Here is a 15,373-nt window from a genome sequence, read left to right as displayed (position 1 = left end):
AGAAAGCCGATGGTCATGAACCTCCCCCCACCTACCCGAAGCGCCCCCGGAGGCCGGTGGTCGCCCGAGATCGCGTCCGGTCCCCGGCGCTTCGCCGGGATCGCCCTCGCTCTGGCCCTCTCCCTCGTGGCGGCGCTCTTCAGCGCGGTGCCCGCCGACGCCGAGGTCGAGCACCCGCGCCAGCAGTGGATGCGTGACAGCACGGCCGGACTGTTCCTGCACTGGGGCATGTTCACCGCTCCGCGTCACACCGACTGCGCCGCCTGGGAGCGCGACGTGACCGACGGCGGCTGGACCGCCGACTACTGGATCGACGAGGCGAAGAAGCTCCGTGCCTCCTACATCGTGCTCGCGACGTTCCACAGCCGGCTCGGCTATGCCCGGCCGTGGCCGTCCGAGATTCCCGGCAGTTGCTCGACCAAGCGGGACTACCTCGGCGAGCTCGTCGAGGCGGGCAAGGCCAAGGGCGTCCACATCCTGCTCTACATGACCGACGACCCGCAGTGGCACAACGAGGTAGGCGTCGAGACCCTCGACTCCGCCGCTTACTCCGCCTACAAGGGCCGGCAGGTGGACCTCACCACCCGCGACGGCTTCGGCATGTACAGCTACGACCTGTTCCACGAGGTCATGGACAAGTACCCCGACCTGTCCGGCTTCTGGATCGACAACGACAACGCCTACTGGGAGCGCAACAAGCTGTACGAGCAGATCCGTGAGAAGCGGCCGACCTGGTTGTTGAGCAACAACAACGAGGACACGCCGATCATGGACACCGTCAGCAACGAGCAGAAGACCGGCATGACCCCGGCCTACGACTATCCGCAGGCCACCTACACGCCGATGCCGCGCCTCACCGAGGCCGACTACAAGCTGCCGACCAGTGGCCAGTGGTGGTACGACGGCAAGGACAACGCGGTCGACTTCCCACTGAGCATCGGCCGGTACGTCTCCAACGCCGGCTCGTCCATCAAGTCGCTGATGGCTGAGACCGCGATGGTGAACGGCAAGTTCCCGCCGAGCCAGGAGAAGTTCAACACCTTCATGGACACCTGGCTGCCTCCCGTCTGGTCCTCCATCACGGGTACCGAGGGCGGCGGCTACATGTACGGCGGCATGCAGCCGGGCTTCTGGAACGACGGCGCTCATGGCGTCATCACCGTCGATGACGAGGCCAGGACCCAGTACGTGCACGTGCTCACCAAGCCGAAGAGCCAGGACATGGTCAGGCTGCGGGACAACGGCTACCGGGTGACGCAGGTCACCGACGTCCGGACCGGCACGCCCCTGCGGTTCACCCAGTCCGGCGGTTACCTCACGATCCTCGGCGTCACCGACTGGGACACCTACGACACCGTCTTCAAGGTCCGCACCTCCGGTCAACAGCACTTCCTCGCTTCCTCCGAGGTGAAGGCCACCGCCTCTGCCGAGAAGGAGGGCTTTCCCGCCTCCAACAGCGTGGACGGCGACTACACCACCTACTGGGACAGCGACGGCAACCAGCCGGTCTCGGTGACGCTGGACCTCGGTAAGCGCCGCAAGGTGGCCTACCTCACCGTCAACCAGACCGAATGGTCGCCCACCCACGCCCGCGAGTCGTTCGGCCGGCCGGAGGACTCCGCCCGGATCATGAACTACAAGGTCTACGCCGGCATGGACGGCAAGACCTGGGGCGAGCCGGTGCGCGCCGGCGCGATGCGCAGCGCCCGCGGCGTCCAGTTCATCGACCTCGGCAAGCAGAACACGCGCTACCTGAAGCTCGAGGTGCTGGACACCTGGAGCGGTCCCCAGGCGAAGCCGTTCTTCAAGCAGCTCAAGATCGACGAGATTCGGGTGGCGTCGGACTACCCGACCCGCAACGCCGACGGCATGCCGCTGGAGGCGGAGGCCTGGAACAACGACCAAGACGGCAGGGCGCGGGTCACCACCTGCGACGCCTGTTCCGGGTCCAAGCAGGTCACCCTGCTGGGCGGCGGCAGCGGCAACGCCGTCACCTACCGCGACGTCAAGGTCGCCGAAGCGGGCACCTACCGGCTCGAGCTGGACTACACCGCCGCCAGGGCCGGTTCCTTCTCGGTGAGCGCCAACGGCGCCGCGCCCCTCAAGGAGAACGTCGCCGCCACCGGCGTGGACGTCCCCATGGACGCCTCGATCGCCGTGCCGCTCGCCGCCGGAGCCAACACCATCAAGGTGTTCAGCGACGACGAGCAGGGCCCCGGCCTGGACCGGATCGCGGTCGGGCCGATGCCCTCGGTGTCGTACGTGCCCAAGACCACCATGACGGTGAACCCTTCCGGTGTGGTCTGGGTGGGTCCCGGCCGGCAGTCCATCACGATCTCCGCGAAGCTCCGCCTGGACGAGGACACGGTGGACAACGTCCAGATGTCACCCGTGGCCCCGGAGGGCTGGACCGTCGAAGGCGCGCCGGTGACTGCTGCCAACCTCCGTCTTGGTCAGTCGATCGAAGGCACCTGGACGCTCACCGGTCCGCCCGGCGGTCAGCAGGGTCCCGCCCAGGTGCCGGTCGAGGCGGACTTCCAGACGGTCGGCCTGCCGCACAGCGTGTCCAAGGTGGTGCCGGTGCAGGTCCGCCCCGCCGACCGCCTCTTCATGCGGGAGGCGGAGAGCTCGCAGAACGAGATCGGCAGCGCCGGTATCACGAACTGCTCGCGCTGCTCCGGCGGGCAGAAGGTGCGCAACATGGGCGGTTCCGCCGACGCGTCCGTGCGGTTCGACGACGTCGTGGTGGACCGGGCGGGCGAGTACCAGCTGTTCATCGACTTCACCGTCAACGGGAACCGCTCCTACTTCGTCACCGTCAACGGCAGCACCCCGATCGAGGTGCCGGTCAGCGGCGTGGGCAACGACACCGTGTACACGGTGGCGGTGACCGTCCCCCTCAACGCGGGAGGCAACAGCATCACCATCGGTAACGACGACGACTCCGCTCCCGACCTGGACAGGATCTCCCTGGGCTCGTAGCCGAAGGGCCTTCGGGCCGTGTACCCCAACCCGCGGCCGTCCGGTGGGAGCAGCAGTGCACCCACCGGACGGCCGCGGAAGACCCGCGGTCACTCGCCGGGAAACGCGACGCCAGCCGGCTTGTTGTACGTCATTGCCGCATAGCTCCGGCAAGCCCGCAAGCACCTACGGCTCTGGAGGATCCGGCCTCGCGGTGGCCTGAAGGGTGGGTAGGGGCCGGAGCGCATCGCCTGGCGCCACTCACGTTCGTCCATACGACGGCGCCGCAACTCGTCGACCTCACGAGCGGCCGCGGCCGCCCGCTGCGACCGCGACGGCACGCCTGGCGGTCCTCGCCCAGCCACGGGCCCAGCCGGAACGGCACCCAGCCCGGGATGTGCCGCAGTTCGTCCGCGCTCCCCCACGTGTGCGCTGAGGTGGTCGACCAGAACAGGCGTGATGTCGCGTCACCCATACGGCCGCGGTTGCCCAGGCCGTCGTCTTCCAGGCCCGCTCTGGTCACTGTGCGGTAGCGGACGGGTGCTGCCTGCTCGACGACGCCGAGCCAGCCGTGCTCACGCAGCCCGGCGTTAGGTCGTCTTCGTCTCGGAAACAGGAATGGGTGCACGAGATGGCGGACGCCGCAGTTGACCACATGTGGAGCCTGTGCGGTCCCGGTCCCTGAGCTGGTGAGGGACCGGCCGTCAGCGGATATGACCTCTGGCCGTGTGGACACGGCTCAGGGCAGACGCTGCGTCCGCAAACGGCAAGGGGGCAGCACGACCATGGAAATCCAGCGAAGCGACACTGGGGTCGTCTTCATCGACCCGCAGAACGACGTGCTGAGCGAGACCGGGACGACTTGGGCGATGGTCGGCGCGAGCGTCACCGAGAACGGCACGGTCGAGCACATGGAGCGGATCTTCAGGGCCGCGAAGCAGGAGGGCTATGAGGTGTTCATCTCCCCTCACTACTTCTATCCCACCGACAATGGGTGGATGTTCAACGGGCCGCTGGAGGCCGATGAGCTCCGGACCCGCACGTTCGCCCGGAGCGGCCCGCTGGATCTGACCGGTTTCACCGACTCCGGCGCTGACTGGCTGGATCGGTTCAAGCCGTACATCGACGACGGCGCGACGATCGTCGCCGCCCCTCACAAGGTGTTCGGGCCGCAGACCAACGATCTGGTCCTGCAGATGCGCAAACGCGGGATCAGCAAGATCATCCTCGGTGGCATGCTCGCGAACTTGTGCGTCGAATCCCACCTGCGCGAATTCCTCGAACAAGGCTTCCAGGTCGCGGTTGTCAAAGATGCCACCGCCGGCCCCCGGCACCCCGACTGGGGCGACGGCTACCAGGCGGCGATCATCAACTACCGGTTCCTCGCCCATTGGGTCCCGTCGACCAAGGAAGTGATCGACCGCATGGTCCACTAGCCAAGGCGGTGAACCACAGTCGCGCCTCGGCGACGTCGCCCGTCCGCATGAACAGGCCAGCGGGACGCCGGCGAACAGGTCCACGGTCGAGTTCGGCCTTGGAGGTGAGCCTGAGCTGCCGATCACAGTGAGCCCGCGCTGCGCGTCCGGCAACGAGATGTTCGCGAAACTGCAGCTCATCGTCGCCGAGATACTCGCCGGGCGGCACCACTACCGCCTGATGCCGCACCATCCACCCGAGCAGGCGTTGCAGTTGCACACCGACGTCACTCACGCGATCCAGCGACGCGACGGCGACGGGGCCCGGCAGGCCATGGTCGAGGTCATGGAGCAGGGCTTCGCCGAGATGAAGTCGATGTGGGGCAGGACCGCCGAGCCCGGCGGCGGGTGACCGGCACACGAAGGGTGCGGCCCCAGTGGGCCGCACCCTTCGGCTGTGGACGGCCGGGCGTCACGGGCGGCGACGAGGACGGGCCTGGATCGACGGTTACGAGCAGCGGGTGCGCGGGCGTTCCAGGTTGGCCACCAGACGGTCGAGCAGTGCGGGGTCGGTGGGCAGCAAGCCGTGGTTCACGCCCGGGTTGTCGGTCAGGCTGAAATGGTGGCAGCGCATGGCCCGCCAGACCAGGATGGCGGTGTTCGTGATGTCCTCCTGGTTGCCGTCGCCGCTCCGGTAGATGAACCCGTCGGGGTCGGCGATCTGCCCGGTGGCCAGGTTCTCCAGCCGCGCGCCGACGACCGTCGGCAGGCCGGAGCCCCGCTCCCCGTAGACGTCGACGTTCGGGAACGACCGGCGGTCGGCGAACTTGACGAAGCCGATGTAGTGGTCGGCGAGCCGCCTGGCCGTGCGCAGCCCGGCGTCGGCGAACAGGCGCGGGTAGTCGCGCGGGGTGTAGGAGCGGCCCGTCGAGGAGTCGTGGACGACCACCTCGCGGTCGCCGAACACCGCCGGGTCGGCGGCGCTCATGTAGGTGGAGGGGGCGCTCTGGTACATCAGCGCGCTGCTGCGCGCGTTCGCCCTGGTCGTGGGGTAGCTGAAGTCACGGATGTTCTGCCCGGTGAACATCAGCGAGTACATCGAGCCCTGCCCCGGCATGTTGCCCGCGATCGGGGTGAAACCGTGGATGTACCTGTCGCGCCACGCCTGGCTGGAGTGCGTGAGCAGGTACTGCGCGTACAGCGGGCCGTTGGAGTGGCCGACCAGGTGCACCGGCCGGTCGCCGTTGTCGTGGTAGGCGTCCTCGATGAGTTCGCGGGTCCGCTCGAGGAAGCCGCCCATGTCGGGGGTGAGCCGGGCGTCGTACCCGGCGACCCGGATGTCCTTGTCCCTCTTGTACCCGGCCTCCTCCAGCCTGCGGTACATCGCCTGGTAGTACGGCGCACTGCTGGTGCTGCCGTAGTCCATGATCTCGACGGTGACGCCGGGCTGCTCGGAGAAGCGCGCCGGCATCGGCACCGACGGGTCGTGGCGGTAACGCATTGTGAGCAGCTTGTCCTGGCAGACCTGGCTGAACCTGCTCGGCTGATTGTTCTGGAACCAGTCCTGGAAGGTGCCCGAGCGCGGGCAGTCGGGCGCGGTCGTCTGGTCGCGTACGGTCACCAGGAGCTTGGTGAAGTGGAATGCGGGAAACAGCACGACAGGGGTTTTCGCAGGCGGTGGAGGGGGTTTGGCCGGGCCCGCGAACAGCCCCAGCGGAAGCAGCGCCGCGAGGACACCGTGCATGTAGCGACCACCCACCATCGAAACCCCCTGAAGAGATCGTCACGCAAGATCCGAAGCGACCGTGAAGCACGATCACTCTCTGTGACCATCAAGGTAGTCCCGTTCTCCAGCTGTCGGAGGGAGGGCGTCGCTGGTGTGTCCCGAGCGCGCTGCTGCCGGCGTGGCGCGAGGTCGCCGCGTACTCCAGCCGGAGGTCAGTACCCGGGCAGCCGCCCCTCCCAACCGAGCGACCGCTCCACCAACCCCAACCGCTCCCGCGCGCGATCCTCCAGTGCTCTACACCCACGTAATAGAGGCACTCGAACATGCCACTAAGACTCTCGTCGCGGGTGCCACAGCCGCGACGACAGGAATCCGCTTCGAGCGCATCAGCGACCCACTTGCCCGCGGCACGAACTAGCCCAAACCACCGTTCCTCGCCCACTCATCGCAAGAAGAAGGCAGATTGATATGAATCTTGACAAGCTCATGAGCAAGCACCTCACCAGGTACTTCGACCCCTGCAAGACCATTCCGGAGGAAACCCTTCAGCAGCTGCTGAGGTTCCTGCGCTCCACGCCGTCATCGACGAACGTACAGCCCAACCACTTCTACGTCCTCGCCACGCCCGAAGGCAAAGAGCGGCTCGCCAACAACCTGGGCGAACGATTCCAGGACAACGCCGAGAAGATCCTGAACGCGTCGCACACCATCATCCTCACCACCCGGGCAGATCTGCCTGACAGCCACATCGAGGCGGTGTTCACGAAGGAGAGGGTCGACGGCCGGTTCCCTGACCCGTCAAAGCAGGAGCTGTGGGAATCAATGACCCGAGACTTCCTCAACCTGCGCAACTACGGGTACAAGGACCTGAACCACTGGATGGAGAAGCAGACCTACATGGCGATGGGCCTGACGATGATGGCGGCCGCTGAGCTCGGCGTCGAGGCAACGCCGCTGGAAGGGTTCGACCCGACCAGTGTCGACAAGGCGTTCAAGATCCGCGAGACCGGACACAGCACGACGGTGCTGCTGGCCCTCGGCTACCCCGACCCGGAGAGGGTGTACACCAACCCGATCTCGCGATTCGACGCCGACCAGCTGTTCACCTTCATCTGAACACCCACCCGGAAATCAAACCCACGCAAGAAGGGGGCAATCTCAATGAAGGCCATTGTGGTAACCGACCAGGCCGCGGGAACGGCCGGGATGACGCTGACGGAGCGGCCTGAGCCGGCCGCGGCGATCAACGACGTCATCGTTCAGGTTCATGCGTCGGGCTTCGTCCCGACTGAGATGGAGTGGCCATCGACCTGGACCGATCGCGCCGGCCGTGACAAGACACCGTCGATCCCCGGCCACGAGCTGGCCGGAGTGGTCACCGCCCTCGGCTACGGCACGACAGGGCTGTCGGTCGGGCAGCGGGTGTTCGGCCTCGCCGACTGGCACCGCGACGGCACCCTTGCGGAGTACGTGGCGATCGAAGCACGCAACCTCGCACCGCTGCCCGGCGACGTCGACTTCACAGTAGGCGCGTCCCTGCCGATCTCAGGTCTGACCGCGTGGCAGGGGCTGTTCCAGCACGGCCGCCTTCAGGCCGGCCAGACCGTCCTCGCCCATGGCGCAGCCGGGGCAGTCGGGACGATGGTGACCCAGCTCGCACGTGAGGCCGGCGCTTACGTCATCGGCACCGGACGCGCCGCTGACCGTGAGAAGGCACTCGACTTCGGCGCGCATGAGTTCGTCGACCTCGAGAACGACGCGCTGAAAGACGTCGGGGGCGTCGATCTGGTCTTCGATGTCATCGGCGGCGACGTTCAGAAGCGGTCCGCTGCCCTGATCAAGGCCGGAGGAACGCTGGTGTCCATCGTCGGCCCGGTCGAGGCACGGCCCACTGACGGCCTGGCGGTGGACTTCGTTGTCGAGGCCGATCGTGCCGAACTGGGCGAGATCGTGCAGCGGGTGCGGGACGGACGGCTGCGGACGAACATCGGTGACGTCGCGAGCCTCGATGATGCCATCGGTGCCCTCAACCCGACCACGCGACGCAACGGAAAGACAGTCATCCGCGTATGCCCGTAGGGAGCGGATGGCCGTAGGGAGCGAATGGCCGCAGTCCGACTGTCGGGGCATGCGCCGCCGTTCGTGGCGGCCATGCGGAAGACGTCACCTGGGTCCTTGGCCGGGCGGTCAGGGCACTCGGATCGATAGAGGAGCTGATCACCTTGGACGGACAGGGCCTGCAGAAGATCGCGGGCGACTGTGGTGTGGGACTGCCCGGCGCGGACCTGGAGCATCGTTCCGGCCCCGACTGGCACCTCTACAAGGTGCGCGGCAAGGTCTTCATGCTCATGACCGACCTGCCAGGGCGCCCCGTCGTGATCCTGAAAGCTGATCCGGACGACGCCGCAGCCCTGCGTGAGCAGTACGCAGGCATCACCCCCGGCTATCACATGAACAAGAGGCACTGGATCACGGTGGAAGGCGGGGGCACCGTCGACGAGAAGCTGGTGAAGGAGCTCGTGATCGACTCCTACCGTCTCGTGGTCGGCGGGCTTCCCCAGTCCGAGCAGCCCGTGGATCCGCGCACCTACGGCCGCCGCGCCTGACCTTCGTCATGTCCATCAACGGCGAGAAGCTCCAGGGCAGAGGGCGCGACCCGGCACTGGCGCGGCCCGGGGTCAGCCACGGGCGCTCGCTCACCGAGCAACTGGAGTACGGGCGGCTGCTGCAACACGAACACCCATCGATCGCCCCGGGCCTACCAGACATGGAGCGCGAGTACATCCGCGACCGCACCCTTGAAGGGCATGAGAGCGCCCGCAAGCGCGGCAAGATCTTGGGCGGCGCGGGCGTCACCGACAACGTTCTGTCCATGGCTCTCCACCTGCGGGGTCAGGACATGAGCCTGCGCGACCTCGACAACCGGCTCGTCATGACAATCGGCAAAAGCTCCTACGGGTACGACGGCCCGATCGGCGGAAACGTCAACCCGGAGGCCGAGGCCGCGTTCGCGCGCTACCCCGATGCCCTTGGCGACTACAGCTTGTGACAGCTGGCCGGGCTGTCACGGGGTGGCCCCGCGACAACCCGGCTGGGCGCGGGTCAGCACAGTCCAGTGCTCGATGAGTTCATCCATGCCAAGTGGCGGACGTTCCATACCCATAGGTCCGCGCCAGGCGCTTCGGCATTACAGAAGGTCAGGCTAGGGATCTTCGCGGTTTGGCGGCCCGTGACACATCGGTCAACGGCACCCCACCTCGACGAGCGCGCTGGCCTCATCACGATCTGGGTGGGCGCCCCGTAGCGGAAGTGCAGCAGCCCGGGCCAGTCCGGCGGCGGCCTTGACGGAGGCGTCTCTGCCCTCCTGGTCGACGGATCGACCGAACTCATCGGGCCAACCACCCGCGGCAACTCGAGGACGGAGCACACAGGAGCCGTCAGCCGCTGAACCGACTGCGCCGATGCTGAAGTAAGGCGGCGCGACGGATCTGACACTAACCAGGCAGAACAACCGTTCACGCACAAGAATCCGAGGAGGGCTGTCACGGTTAGTGAGCAGCTGGGCTTCATACCGAGTTCGCCAGTTACCAGCCTGCCCTTGAAGCCGTTCTCTCAAGACGAGTGGTCCAGTCAAGCCCTGGCCTCGTTCGCCGCGTCGGCCGCGCCGATCCTCACCTGATCGACAAATCGCAACCTTGCACGCCGGCACCGCGTACACGGCGCCTGCGGTGAACGCCGAAACTCGCAGAGAAAGAAGAAGATAGTGAACGACACCAAGCAGTCCAACAAAGATCCGGGCATCGGAAGAGGAAGGAACAACAGGTCCATCGCGCTCATCACGGCGTTGGCGGCTCTCCTGGTGGTCCCCGTGGCTTTGAGCTCTGGAGCATGGGCCGAGAGTCGCGAGCATGGCTCAGTGGCGGCGCAGTCGCCGTCGCCTTACCCGCAGTCTCGACCACCCGCTGGTTTTCGGTCCGAGTATGCGGAAGTAAATGGCTTTCGCATGCACTACGTGCGGGGTGGCAAAGGTTCACCTGTGGTAATGGTCCACGGGTTCCCCCAGGATTGGTCCGAGTGGCGGCAGGAGATGGTCCCGCTCTCCAAGACCCACACCGTGATCGCCGTCGACCTGCGTGGTGCCGGCAAGTCCCAGGTCACCAAGAGTGGTTACCAGGCAGCGCAGTTGGCGAAGGACGTGCATCAGCTGCTGACGCAGCTGAAGCTCAACAACGGCGTCCAGGTGGTCGCCCACGATATTGGCGTGTGGGTCGCCTACGACTACGCGGCGCAATATCGGTCGGAAGTGCGGAGCATGGCTGTGATGGAAGCTCCCATCCCGGATGAGAGCGTCTACAGCTACCCCGTGCTCAACGCCGACCCGAACAAGCCCGCGGCGTGGCACTTCGGCTTGTTCCAGCTGCCCCTCGCTGAACACCTCATCGCCGGTCACGAACGCGTCCTCGTCCACGACATGATCACCGAATACCTGGCGGGCAACAAGTCGCCGTTCACGGCGTCGGATTTTAATTACTACGCTCACTTTCTGAAGGAGCCCGGCCGCACGAAGGCCTGGATGAGTGTATACCGTGGGCTCCGCGCAGATGTTCAGCAGAACAAGGAATTCCTGGCTCAGGGCAAGTTGAAGATGCCCATCCTCGCGATCGGTGGCCAGGATTCCTTCGGTTCAATGGTCCCCGACCAGTGGCGTGAGTACGCCGAGAACGTCCAGGGACAAGTCCTGAAGAATACGGGCCACTTCGTGACGGAGGAGAGGCCGAAGGAAGTCACGGCCATGCTGCAGTCCTTCCTGCAGAAGTAGCTTTCACCGTCTAGGGATGAGCAACGACGATCCCTACAGACGGCGGAGAGCATTTCCGTAGATAGGGTCGCGCTGGTGGTTACGAGGATCTCCACCGGCGCGATCCGGCTGTTAGACGACCACGGCGCGGTGTAGGCCGGCAGCCAGCCGTTGCCCTCCATCAGCTCGCCGGTGGCGATCACCGCCAGCTTGCGTTGTGAGCCGTCCGGCCGCTTCAGCCGGGTGTTCACCGTGCTCTTGTGCGCCTCGGCGGCCAGCTTGCCGGCGCTCGGATGACGCCGCGCCGCATCGGGGGTGATGCGCGCGATGAGGTACTAGCGCAGGTCCTGCGGCAGGGCGTTGTAGGTGCCGTCCTGCGGGCGGGCCTCGGCCCGCTCGAGCGTGGCCTGGGAGGTGGGCGGGCGGGGTGTCGCCGTCGGTTACCTCGACGAAGCGGTAGTCGTTGGCCGGACGACCGAGGCCGACGAAACCGGGATCCACCATCACCGCGCTCCCGCATGATCGAGACGAACGCCGGCCACCCAACCACCGACGAGGTGGCAGGTAAGACCTGCCGTGAGCCCGTCACTCACCAAGACATACCCAGCAGGATCTCTGGTTCAGACGCCAACTGCGGCACGAGCCGCATCGCAAAGGAGTGAAGAAGCATGGGCGCTTTCGAAGGCCGCAAGCTGATCGCCGTCGGCGGCAGCAGCGGCATGGGACGGCAGAGTGCTGAAGACGTCGTCGCAGCCGGCGGCTCGGCCGTCATCATCGGCCGCGACCAGGCCCGAGTCGACGACACCGTCAACACCTTGTCCAAGAACGGGGAGGCATGGGGCATCACTGCCGATCTTGCCAACCGCGACGACGTCAGGCGGGTCCAGGACGCGCTGGCGGCCGAGCACGCTGACGCCACCCTCCTGGTGAACTCAGCCGGCTTCTTCATCCCCAAGGCTTACCTCGCCTACGAGGGCGCCGACTACGACGCCTACCTCGAGCTCGCCAGGTCAGCCTTCTTCCTCACCCAGACCGTCACCCGAGGCATGATCAGTGCCGGTGGAGGCGCCATCGTCAACATCGGCTCGATGTGGGCACACCAAGCCATCGCCGCAACCCCCGCGACCGGTTACTCGATGGGCAAGGCGGCCCTCCATGCGCTCACCCACAACCTGGCCATGGAGCTCGCGGAGCACCAGATCCGCGTCAACGCCGTGGCGCCCGCCGTTGTCGCGACCCCCTTGTACGAGGCCTTCGTACCCAAGGACCAGTTCGAGGCCACGCTCAACAGCTTCAACGGCTTCCACCCGCTCGGCCGTGTGGGAACGCCCAAGGACATCGCCTCTGCGGTGACCTACCTGCTCTCCGACGATGCCGGCTGGGTCACCGGCGCGATCCTCAACGTCGACGGCGGTGTCATGGCGGGCCGGAATTAGGCCTCACCCGGCCACGCGAGGTCCGGGCGCAGAGCAGCACGGACTCCTTGGCGAACAACACGAGAAGGCAACGCTCACAGCGAGGAGCTAGAACGATGGCACAGTTATACGAGCGCACGCCCGAGGCAGTCGAGCGACCGACGCCACGACAGCGGGCGCTCACCCAGGACGACGTCACTGAGCCGCGCTTCGAGAACGAGTTCTGGAACTCAAAGGAGCCGGGCGTCTACGTCGACGTGGTCTCAGGCGAACCGCTCTTCGCGTCGGTCCACAAGTTCGACCGTTACACGGGCGGGCCCAGTTTCACCATCCCGCTTCGAGCCGGGCAACATCGTAGAGCGCACCGACACCAGCCATGGGATGGCCGCACACGGCGACAGCCACCTGGGCCATCTTTCCCAGACGGCCCAGTCGATGCGGGTGGCATGCGCTACTGCATCGATTCTGCCTCGCTGAGTTTCATCGCCGCCAAGGACCTCGAGGCCGAAGGCCATGGCCAGTACGCGCACCTGTTCGACGCGACTCCCGGCCCGGCGGCATCCGGGGGAGGCGTCGCATGATCAACCAGCCCCAGACCGCGATCCTCGCCGGCGGTCGCTTCTGGGGTAGGCAGGACCTGCTGCGCAAGAAGGACGGGGTGTTGTCGACTCGGGCGGGATGCACTGGCGGCGAGAACACGTACCCCACCTATCGGAACCATCCCGGCCATGCCGAAGCAGTCGGGATCGCCTGAGTACCAGGACTACTTGATCAAGCATCCCCCGTTCGACCTCAGTGGCAGTTGCCCCACCAAGAACACGCCAGCTGATAGAACGAATTGCCCTTTGAGGAGGATCTGCATCCCGCTGGGCGCTGTTGAGGCAGACAGTCCAGCTGGTGTTCCCGGATGGAAGCCGTTGGGTAACCAGCTGGTGCGGCTCCTGAGTGCCTCACCCCGAGATCACTGCAATCGACAACCCCGGAACGACCAGGCCAGGAGCAGACTCCACGAAGATGCGGAGTGCTTCTCGTTGGCTGGACACTCTAGCTAGGCATCCAAGGTATGAGTCAACCAAGGTGGACGCGTGGAAATTGAAGCGCAGAACGCATCCGACGATCACCGGAGTGATCACTGGGCTCGACTGGACGCCTTTCTCCAGACCGATCCGCGCGACGCGGGCTGTGACGAAGCCATGGAGATGCTGGACGTCTACGTGGAGCTGCTTGCTGCGGGCAACGACCCGAGCGAGCGGTTCCCGGGCGTTCATGCGCACTTTCTGGCCTGCGGCCCATGCGCCCAAGACTTGGCGGGCCTGCTATCGGCGCTCACAGAGCCGGCCCCTTCTCGGCCCGACTCGCCGTAAGCACGAGTTGGTCTATTTAGTCCAAAATCCTCCTCAATCGAGGCGTAGTGGCGCATTTGTGTGGACTTAATCGTCCAGTATACGGTGACGTAGGCGTGATGTCGGGGGTGACCTGACCAGCGCGTACAAAGCTTGTGCTGCTCTGACGAAAGAGGTTGCAGTGGACGACGCGGAGATCGATCGAGAGAATCGCCGGTGGGTGCGGGATCTCGCCGCTGCGGGCCCACGGAGAGAGGCGACATGCGCCGAGTTGTATCCCCTGCTGCTCCGCGTCGCGACTTCCGAGGCTCGTCGACGCGCCCCCCTCCTCAAGCTGGACGGCCCAGAACTCGAGGACATCGCCCACCAGGCCGCCGCTGACGCGCTGATGGCGATCACCGAGCGTTTGGACAGATTTCGAGGTGAGGCACGGTTCACCACGTGGGCGAGCAAGTTCGCGATCTTCAACGTGGCCGCCATGATGAACCGCCACTTCTGGCGTCGCCACGAGGTCCCCTACGAACAAGAGGATTGGTCCAAGATCGCTTCGCGGTTCGACGTCGGCCCCGAGGACGAGGCACAAGTCCGCGAGTTCGCGGCCGCCGTCTCATCTGCGGTGAAAGAGAACCTGTCCGATCGCCAGCGGCTTGTGTTCGTTGCGACGGTCCTCAACGGCATGCCGATGGATGTTCTGGCCGACGAGCTGGGCTCCACCCACAACGCGCTGTACAAGGTGCTCTTCGACGCCCGGAAGAAGCTCCGCGTCGCGCTGGTGGCCGATGGCTACCTGCCCGAGGCATCTGCGGTTCGGTCGGCCTGAGTCGCCCGTTTCCGGACGCGACATCAGGTTGCCGACGGCCTCCGAGGGTGTCATGCCTGTCGGCGTCTTCTGGGCGGGAGCGAAACGCTCGCCACGGCGTTGCCGGTGCGTGAGCGGGCTCAGCGCGGAGGTGTAGCCATCTTGCTCGAGAACGACCAGGCGTGAACCGGGATCAGCGTTCGACGGGGCCTGGCTCAAGCGCGGAGGTGTCCAAGTCACCCTTGCGGAGCCGAAAGACCTGAAGACGCAGGTTGTAGTACTTCTCCGTTTCTCCGACCCACTCCATCCCGATGCGACGGGCGGCGTGTGTACCGCGATCGTTCTTGGGCCGTACAACGGCGAAGACCTCTTCCTCGCCGTTGCTGAAGGCATAGTGGGCCAGAGCGTGACCCGCCTCGGCCGCCAACCCCCGGCCCCACGCCCATGGAGCGAGCTGGTAGCCCAGCTCCAGGTCGTCGCCCTCCGGCGGCAGCGGAAGGATCTGCCCCGAGCCGGCGACACGCCCGCTCTCGGTCTCCTCGATCACCCACCGGCCACTCGGGCGCCCTTCGGATCCCACAGGTGCGGCGATCCATCGGGTGATCACCGCACGCATCTGGTCGAGATCCTTGACGCGATCCATTGCCGGGGCCAGCCACCGGGAGACCTCCGAGCTGCCGTATATGTCGAGCGCCTCGGCTGCGTCATCTTGATGCCACGGACGTAGCCGCAACCGTGGTGTGCTGATGGTCGAACCGACGATGGTGACCTCGTGAGTCAACGCTGCTCCTCGATGGGGACGGGACGCGCCCGATGGGGCGCCTAGCGGTTGATTACCCTACGCCGTATCGGACGAAGTGGTCCATCTTGACTCCCAGCCGAACTCCTGAGCACCTTCTCCTCCTCTCCCGTGAAT

At 66.0% G+C, this 15,373-nt stretch carries 15 protein-coding genes; 13 read left to right on the top strand and 2 right to left on the bottom strand.

Annotated features, from left to right (window positions below):
* Positions 1–9: 9 nt before the first annotated feature.
* The 3 genes from ACIBP6_RS03935 (at position 10) to ACIBP6_RS03925 (ending at position 4,788) form a co-directional block, all read left to right on the top strand.
* A complete protein-coding gene (locus ACIBP6_RS03935) occupies positions 10–2,982 on the top strand; it encodes a discoidin domain-containing protein (RefSeq protein WP_397048476.1) in 2,973 nt (990 codons plus the stop codon).
* A 707-nt stretch (positions 2,983–3,689) separates the two neighbouring features.
* The gene (locus tag ACIBP6_RS03930) at positions 3,690–4,397 is read left to right on the top strand and encodes an isochorismatase family protein (protein ID WP_397048474.1); all 708 of its coding nucleotides are present in this window, start codon (positions 3,690–3,692) and stop codon (positions 4,395–4,397) included.
* Positions 4,398–4,524: 127 nt separating this feature from the next.
* Positions 4,525–4,788, top strand: a complete 264-nt coding sequence (locus tag ACIBP6_RS03925; protein WP_397048472.1) for an FCD domain-containing protein — start codon at positions 4,525–4,527, stop codon at positions 4,786–4,788.
* A 96-nt stretch (positions 4,789–4,884) separates the two neighbouring features.
* Here the strand turns inward: ACIBP6_RS03925 and ACIBP6_RS03920 are convergent, their stop codons facing one another.
* Complete coding sequence (locus ACIBP6_RS03920; protein ID WP_397048470.1) at positions 4,885–6,033, bottom strand: lipase/acyltransferase domain-containing protein; 1,149 nt, start codon at positions 6,031–6,033, stop codon at positions 4,885–4,887.
* 537 nt (positions 6,034–6,570) lie between these two features.
* On the opposite strand from ACIBP6_RS03920, the gene ACIBP6_RS03915 reads away from it, so the two are divergent.
* The 10 genes from ACIBP6_RS03915 to ACIBP6_RS03870 all read left to right on the top strand — a co-directional run bounded on the left by ACIBP6_RS03915 (position 6,571) and on the right by ACIBP6_RS03870 (position 14,478).
* A complete protein-coding gene (locus tag ACIBP6_RS03915; RefSeq protein WP_397048466.1) occupies positions 6,571–7,218 on the top strand; it encodes a nitroreductase family protein in 648 nt (215 codons plus the stop codon).
* A gap of 45 nt (positions 7,219–7,263) precedes the next feature.
* The gene (locus tag ACIBP6_RS03910) at positions 7,264–8,181 is read left to right on the top strand and encodes an NADP-dependent oxidoreductase (RefSeq protein WP_397048464.1); all 918 of its coding nucleotides are present in this window, start codon (positions 7,264–7,266) and stop codon (positions 8,179–8,181) included.
* A 143-nt stretch (positions 8,182–8,324) separates the two neighbouring features.
* Complete coding sequence (locus tag ACIBP6_RS03905) at positions 8,325–8,708, top strand: MmcQ/YjbR family DNA-binding protein (protein ID WP_397048462.1); 384 nt, start codon at positions 8,325–8,327, stop codon at positions 8,706–8,708.
* Between the two features lie 8 nt (positions 8,709–8,716).
* Complete coding sequence (locus tag ACIBP6_RS03900; protein ID WP_397048460.1) at positions 8,717–9,151, top strand: hypothetical protein; 435 nt, start codon at positions 8,717–8,719, stop codon at positions 9,149–9,151.
* Between the two features lie 714 nt (positions 9,152–9,865).
* Entirely contained in the window at positions 9,866–10,921 is a 1,056-nt protein-coding gene (locus ACIBP6_RS03895) for an alpha/beta fold hydrolase (protein ID WP_397048456.1), read from the top strand.
* 647 nt (positions 10,922–11,568) lie between these two features.
* Complete coding sequence (locus ACIBP6_RS03890) at positions 11,569–12,336, top strand: SDR family NAD(P)-dependent oxidoreductase (RefSeq protein ID WP_397048454.1); 768 nt, start codon at positions 11,569–11,571, stop codon at positions 12,334–12,336.
* Between the two features lie 95 nt (positions 12,337–12,431).
* Positions 12,432–12,896 carry a peptide-methionine (R)-S-oxide reductase gene (locus tag ACIBP6_RS03885; protein ID WP_397048452.1) on the top strand — a complete coding sequence of 155 codons (465 nt, stop codon included), beginning with the start codon at positions 12,432–12,434 and terminating at the stop codon, positions 12,894–12,896.
* Complete coding sequence (locus tag ACIBP6_RS03880; protein ID WP_397048450.1) at positions 12,893–13,069, top strand: peptide-methionine (S)-S-oxide reductase; 177 nt, start codon at positions 12,893–12,895, stop codon at positions 13,067–13,069. Before ACIBP6_RS03885 ends, ACIBP6_RS03880 begins: the two co-directional genes overlap by 4 nt.
* Positions 13,070–13,400: 331 nt before the next feature.
* Positions 13,401–13,679, top strand: coding sequence for a hypothetical protein (locus ACIBP6_RS03875; protein WP_397048448.1), 279 nt, complete (start codon positions 13,401–13,403; stop codon positions 13,677–13,679).
* 160 nt (positions 13,680–13,839) lie between these two features.
* Complete coding sequence (locus ACIBP6_RS03870; protein ID WP_397048446.1) at positions 13,840–14,478, top strand: sigma-70 family RNA polymerase sigma factor; 639 nt, start codon at positions 13,840–13,842, stop codon at positions 14,476–14,478.
* A gap of 172 nt (positions 14,479–14,650) precedes the next feature.
* Here ACIBP6_RS03870 and ACIBP6_RS03865 read toward each other — a convergent pair whose 3' ends face one another.
* On the bottom strand, positions 14,651–15,238 hold the full coding sequence (locus ACIBP6_RS03865; protein WP_246074530.1) for a GNAT family N-acetyltransferase: 588 nt from the start codon (positions 15,236–15,238) through the stop codon (positions 14,651–14,653).
* Positions 15,239–15,373: the final 135 nt, after the last annotated feature.

It is taken from the genome of Nonomuraea terrae (genome assembly GCF_044465245.1).
Classification (GTDB): Bacteria; Actinomycetota; Actinomycetes; order Streptosporangiales; family Streptosporangiaceae; genus Nonomuraea; species Nonomuraea terrae.
Note: the sequence above shows the minus strand (reverse complement) of the source record. Positions and strands in the feature narration are given on the sequence as shown.

Bases quoted from the DNA above. Each gene is read 5' to 3' on its own strand.
- ACIBP6_RS03880 (WP_397048450.1), top strand. From the start codon at position 12,893: ATGATCAACCAGCCCCAGACCGCGATCCTCGCCGGCGGTCGCTTCTGG.
- ACIBP6_RS03885 (WP_397048452.1), top strand. From the start codon at position 12,432: ATGGCACAGTTATACGAGCGCACGCCCGAGGCAGTCGAGCGACCGACG.
- ACIBP6_RS03900 (WP_397048460.1), top strand. From the start codon at position 8,717: ATGTCCATCAACGGCGAGAAGCTCCAGGGCAGAGGGCGCGACCCGGCA.
- ACIBP6_RS03915 (WP_397048466.1), top strand. From the start codon at position 6,571: ATGAATCTTGACAAGCTCATGAGCAAGCACCTCACCAGGTACTTCGAC.
- ACIBP6_RS03890 (WP_397048454.1), top strand. From the start codon at position 11,569: ATGGGCGCTTTCGAAGGCCGCAAGCTGATCGCCGTCGGCGGCAGCAGC.
- ACIBP6_RS03935 (WP_397048476.1), top strand. From the start codon at position 10: ATGGTCATGAACCTCCCCCCACCTACCCGAAGCGCCCCCGGAGGCCGG.
- ACIBP6_RS03910 (WP_397048464.1), top strand. From the start codon at position 7,264: ATGAAGGCCATTGTGGTAACCGACCAGGCCGCGGGAACGGCCGGGATG.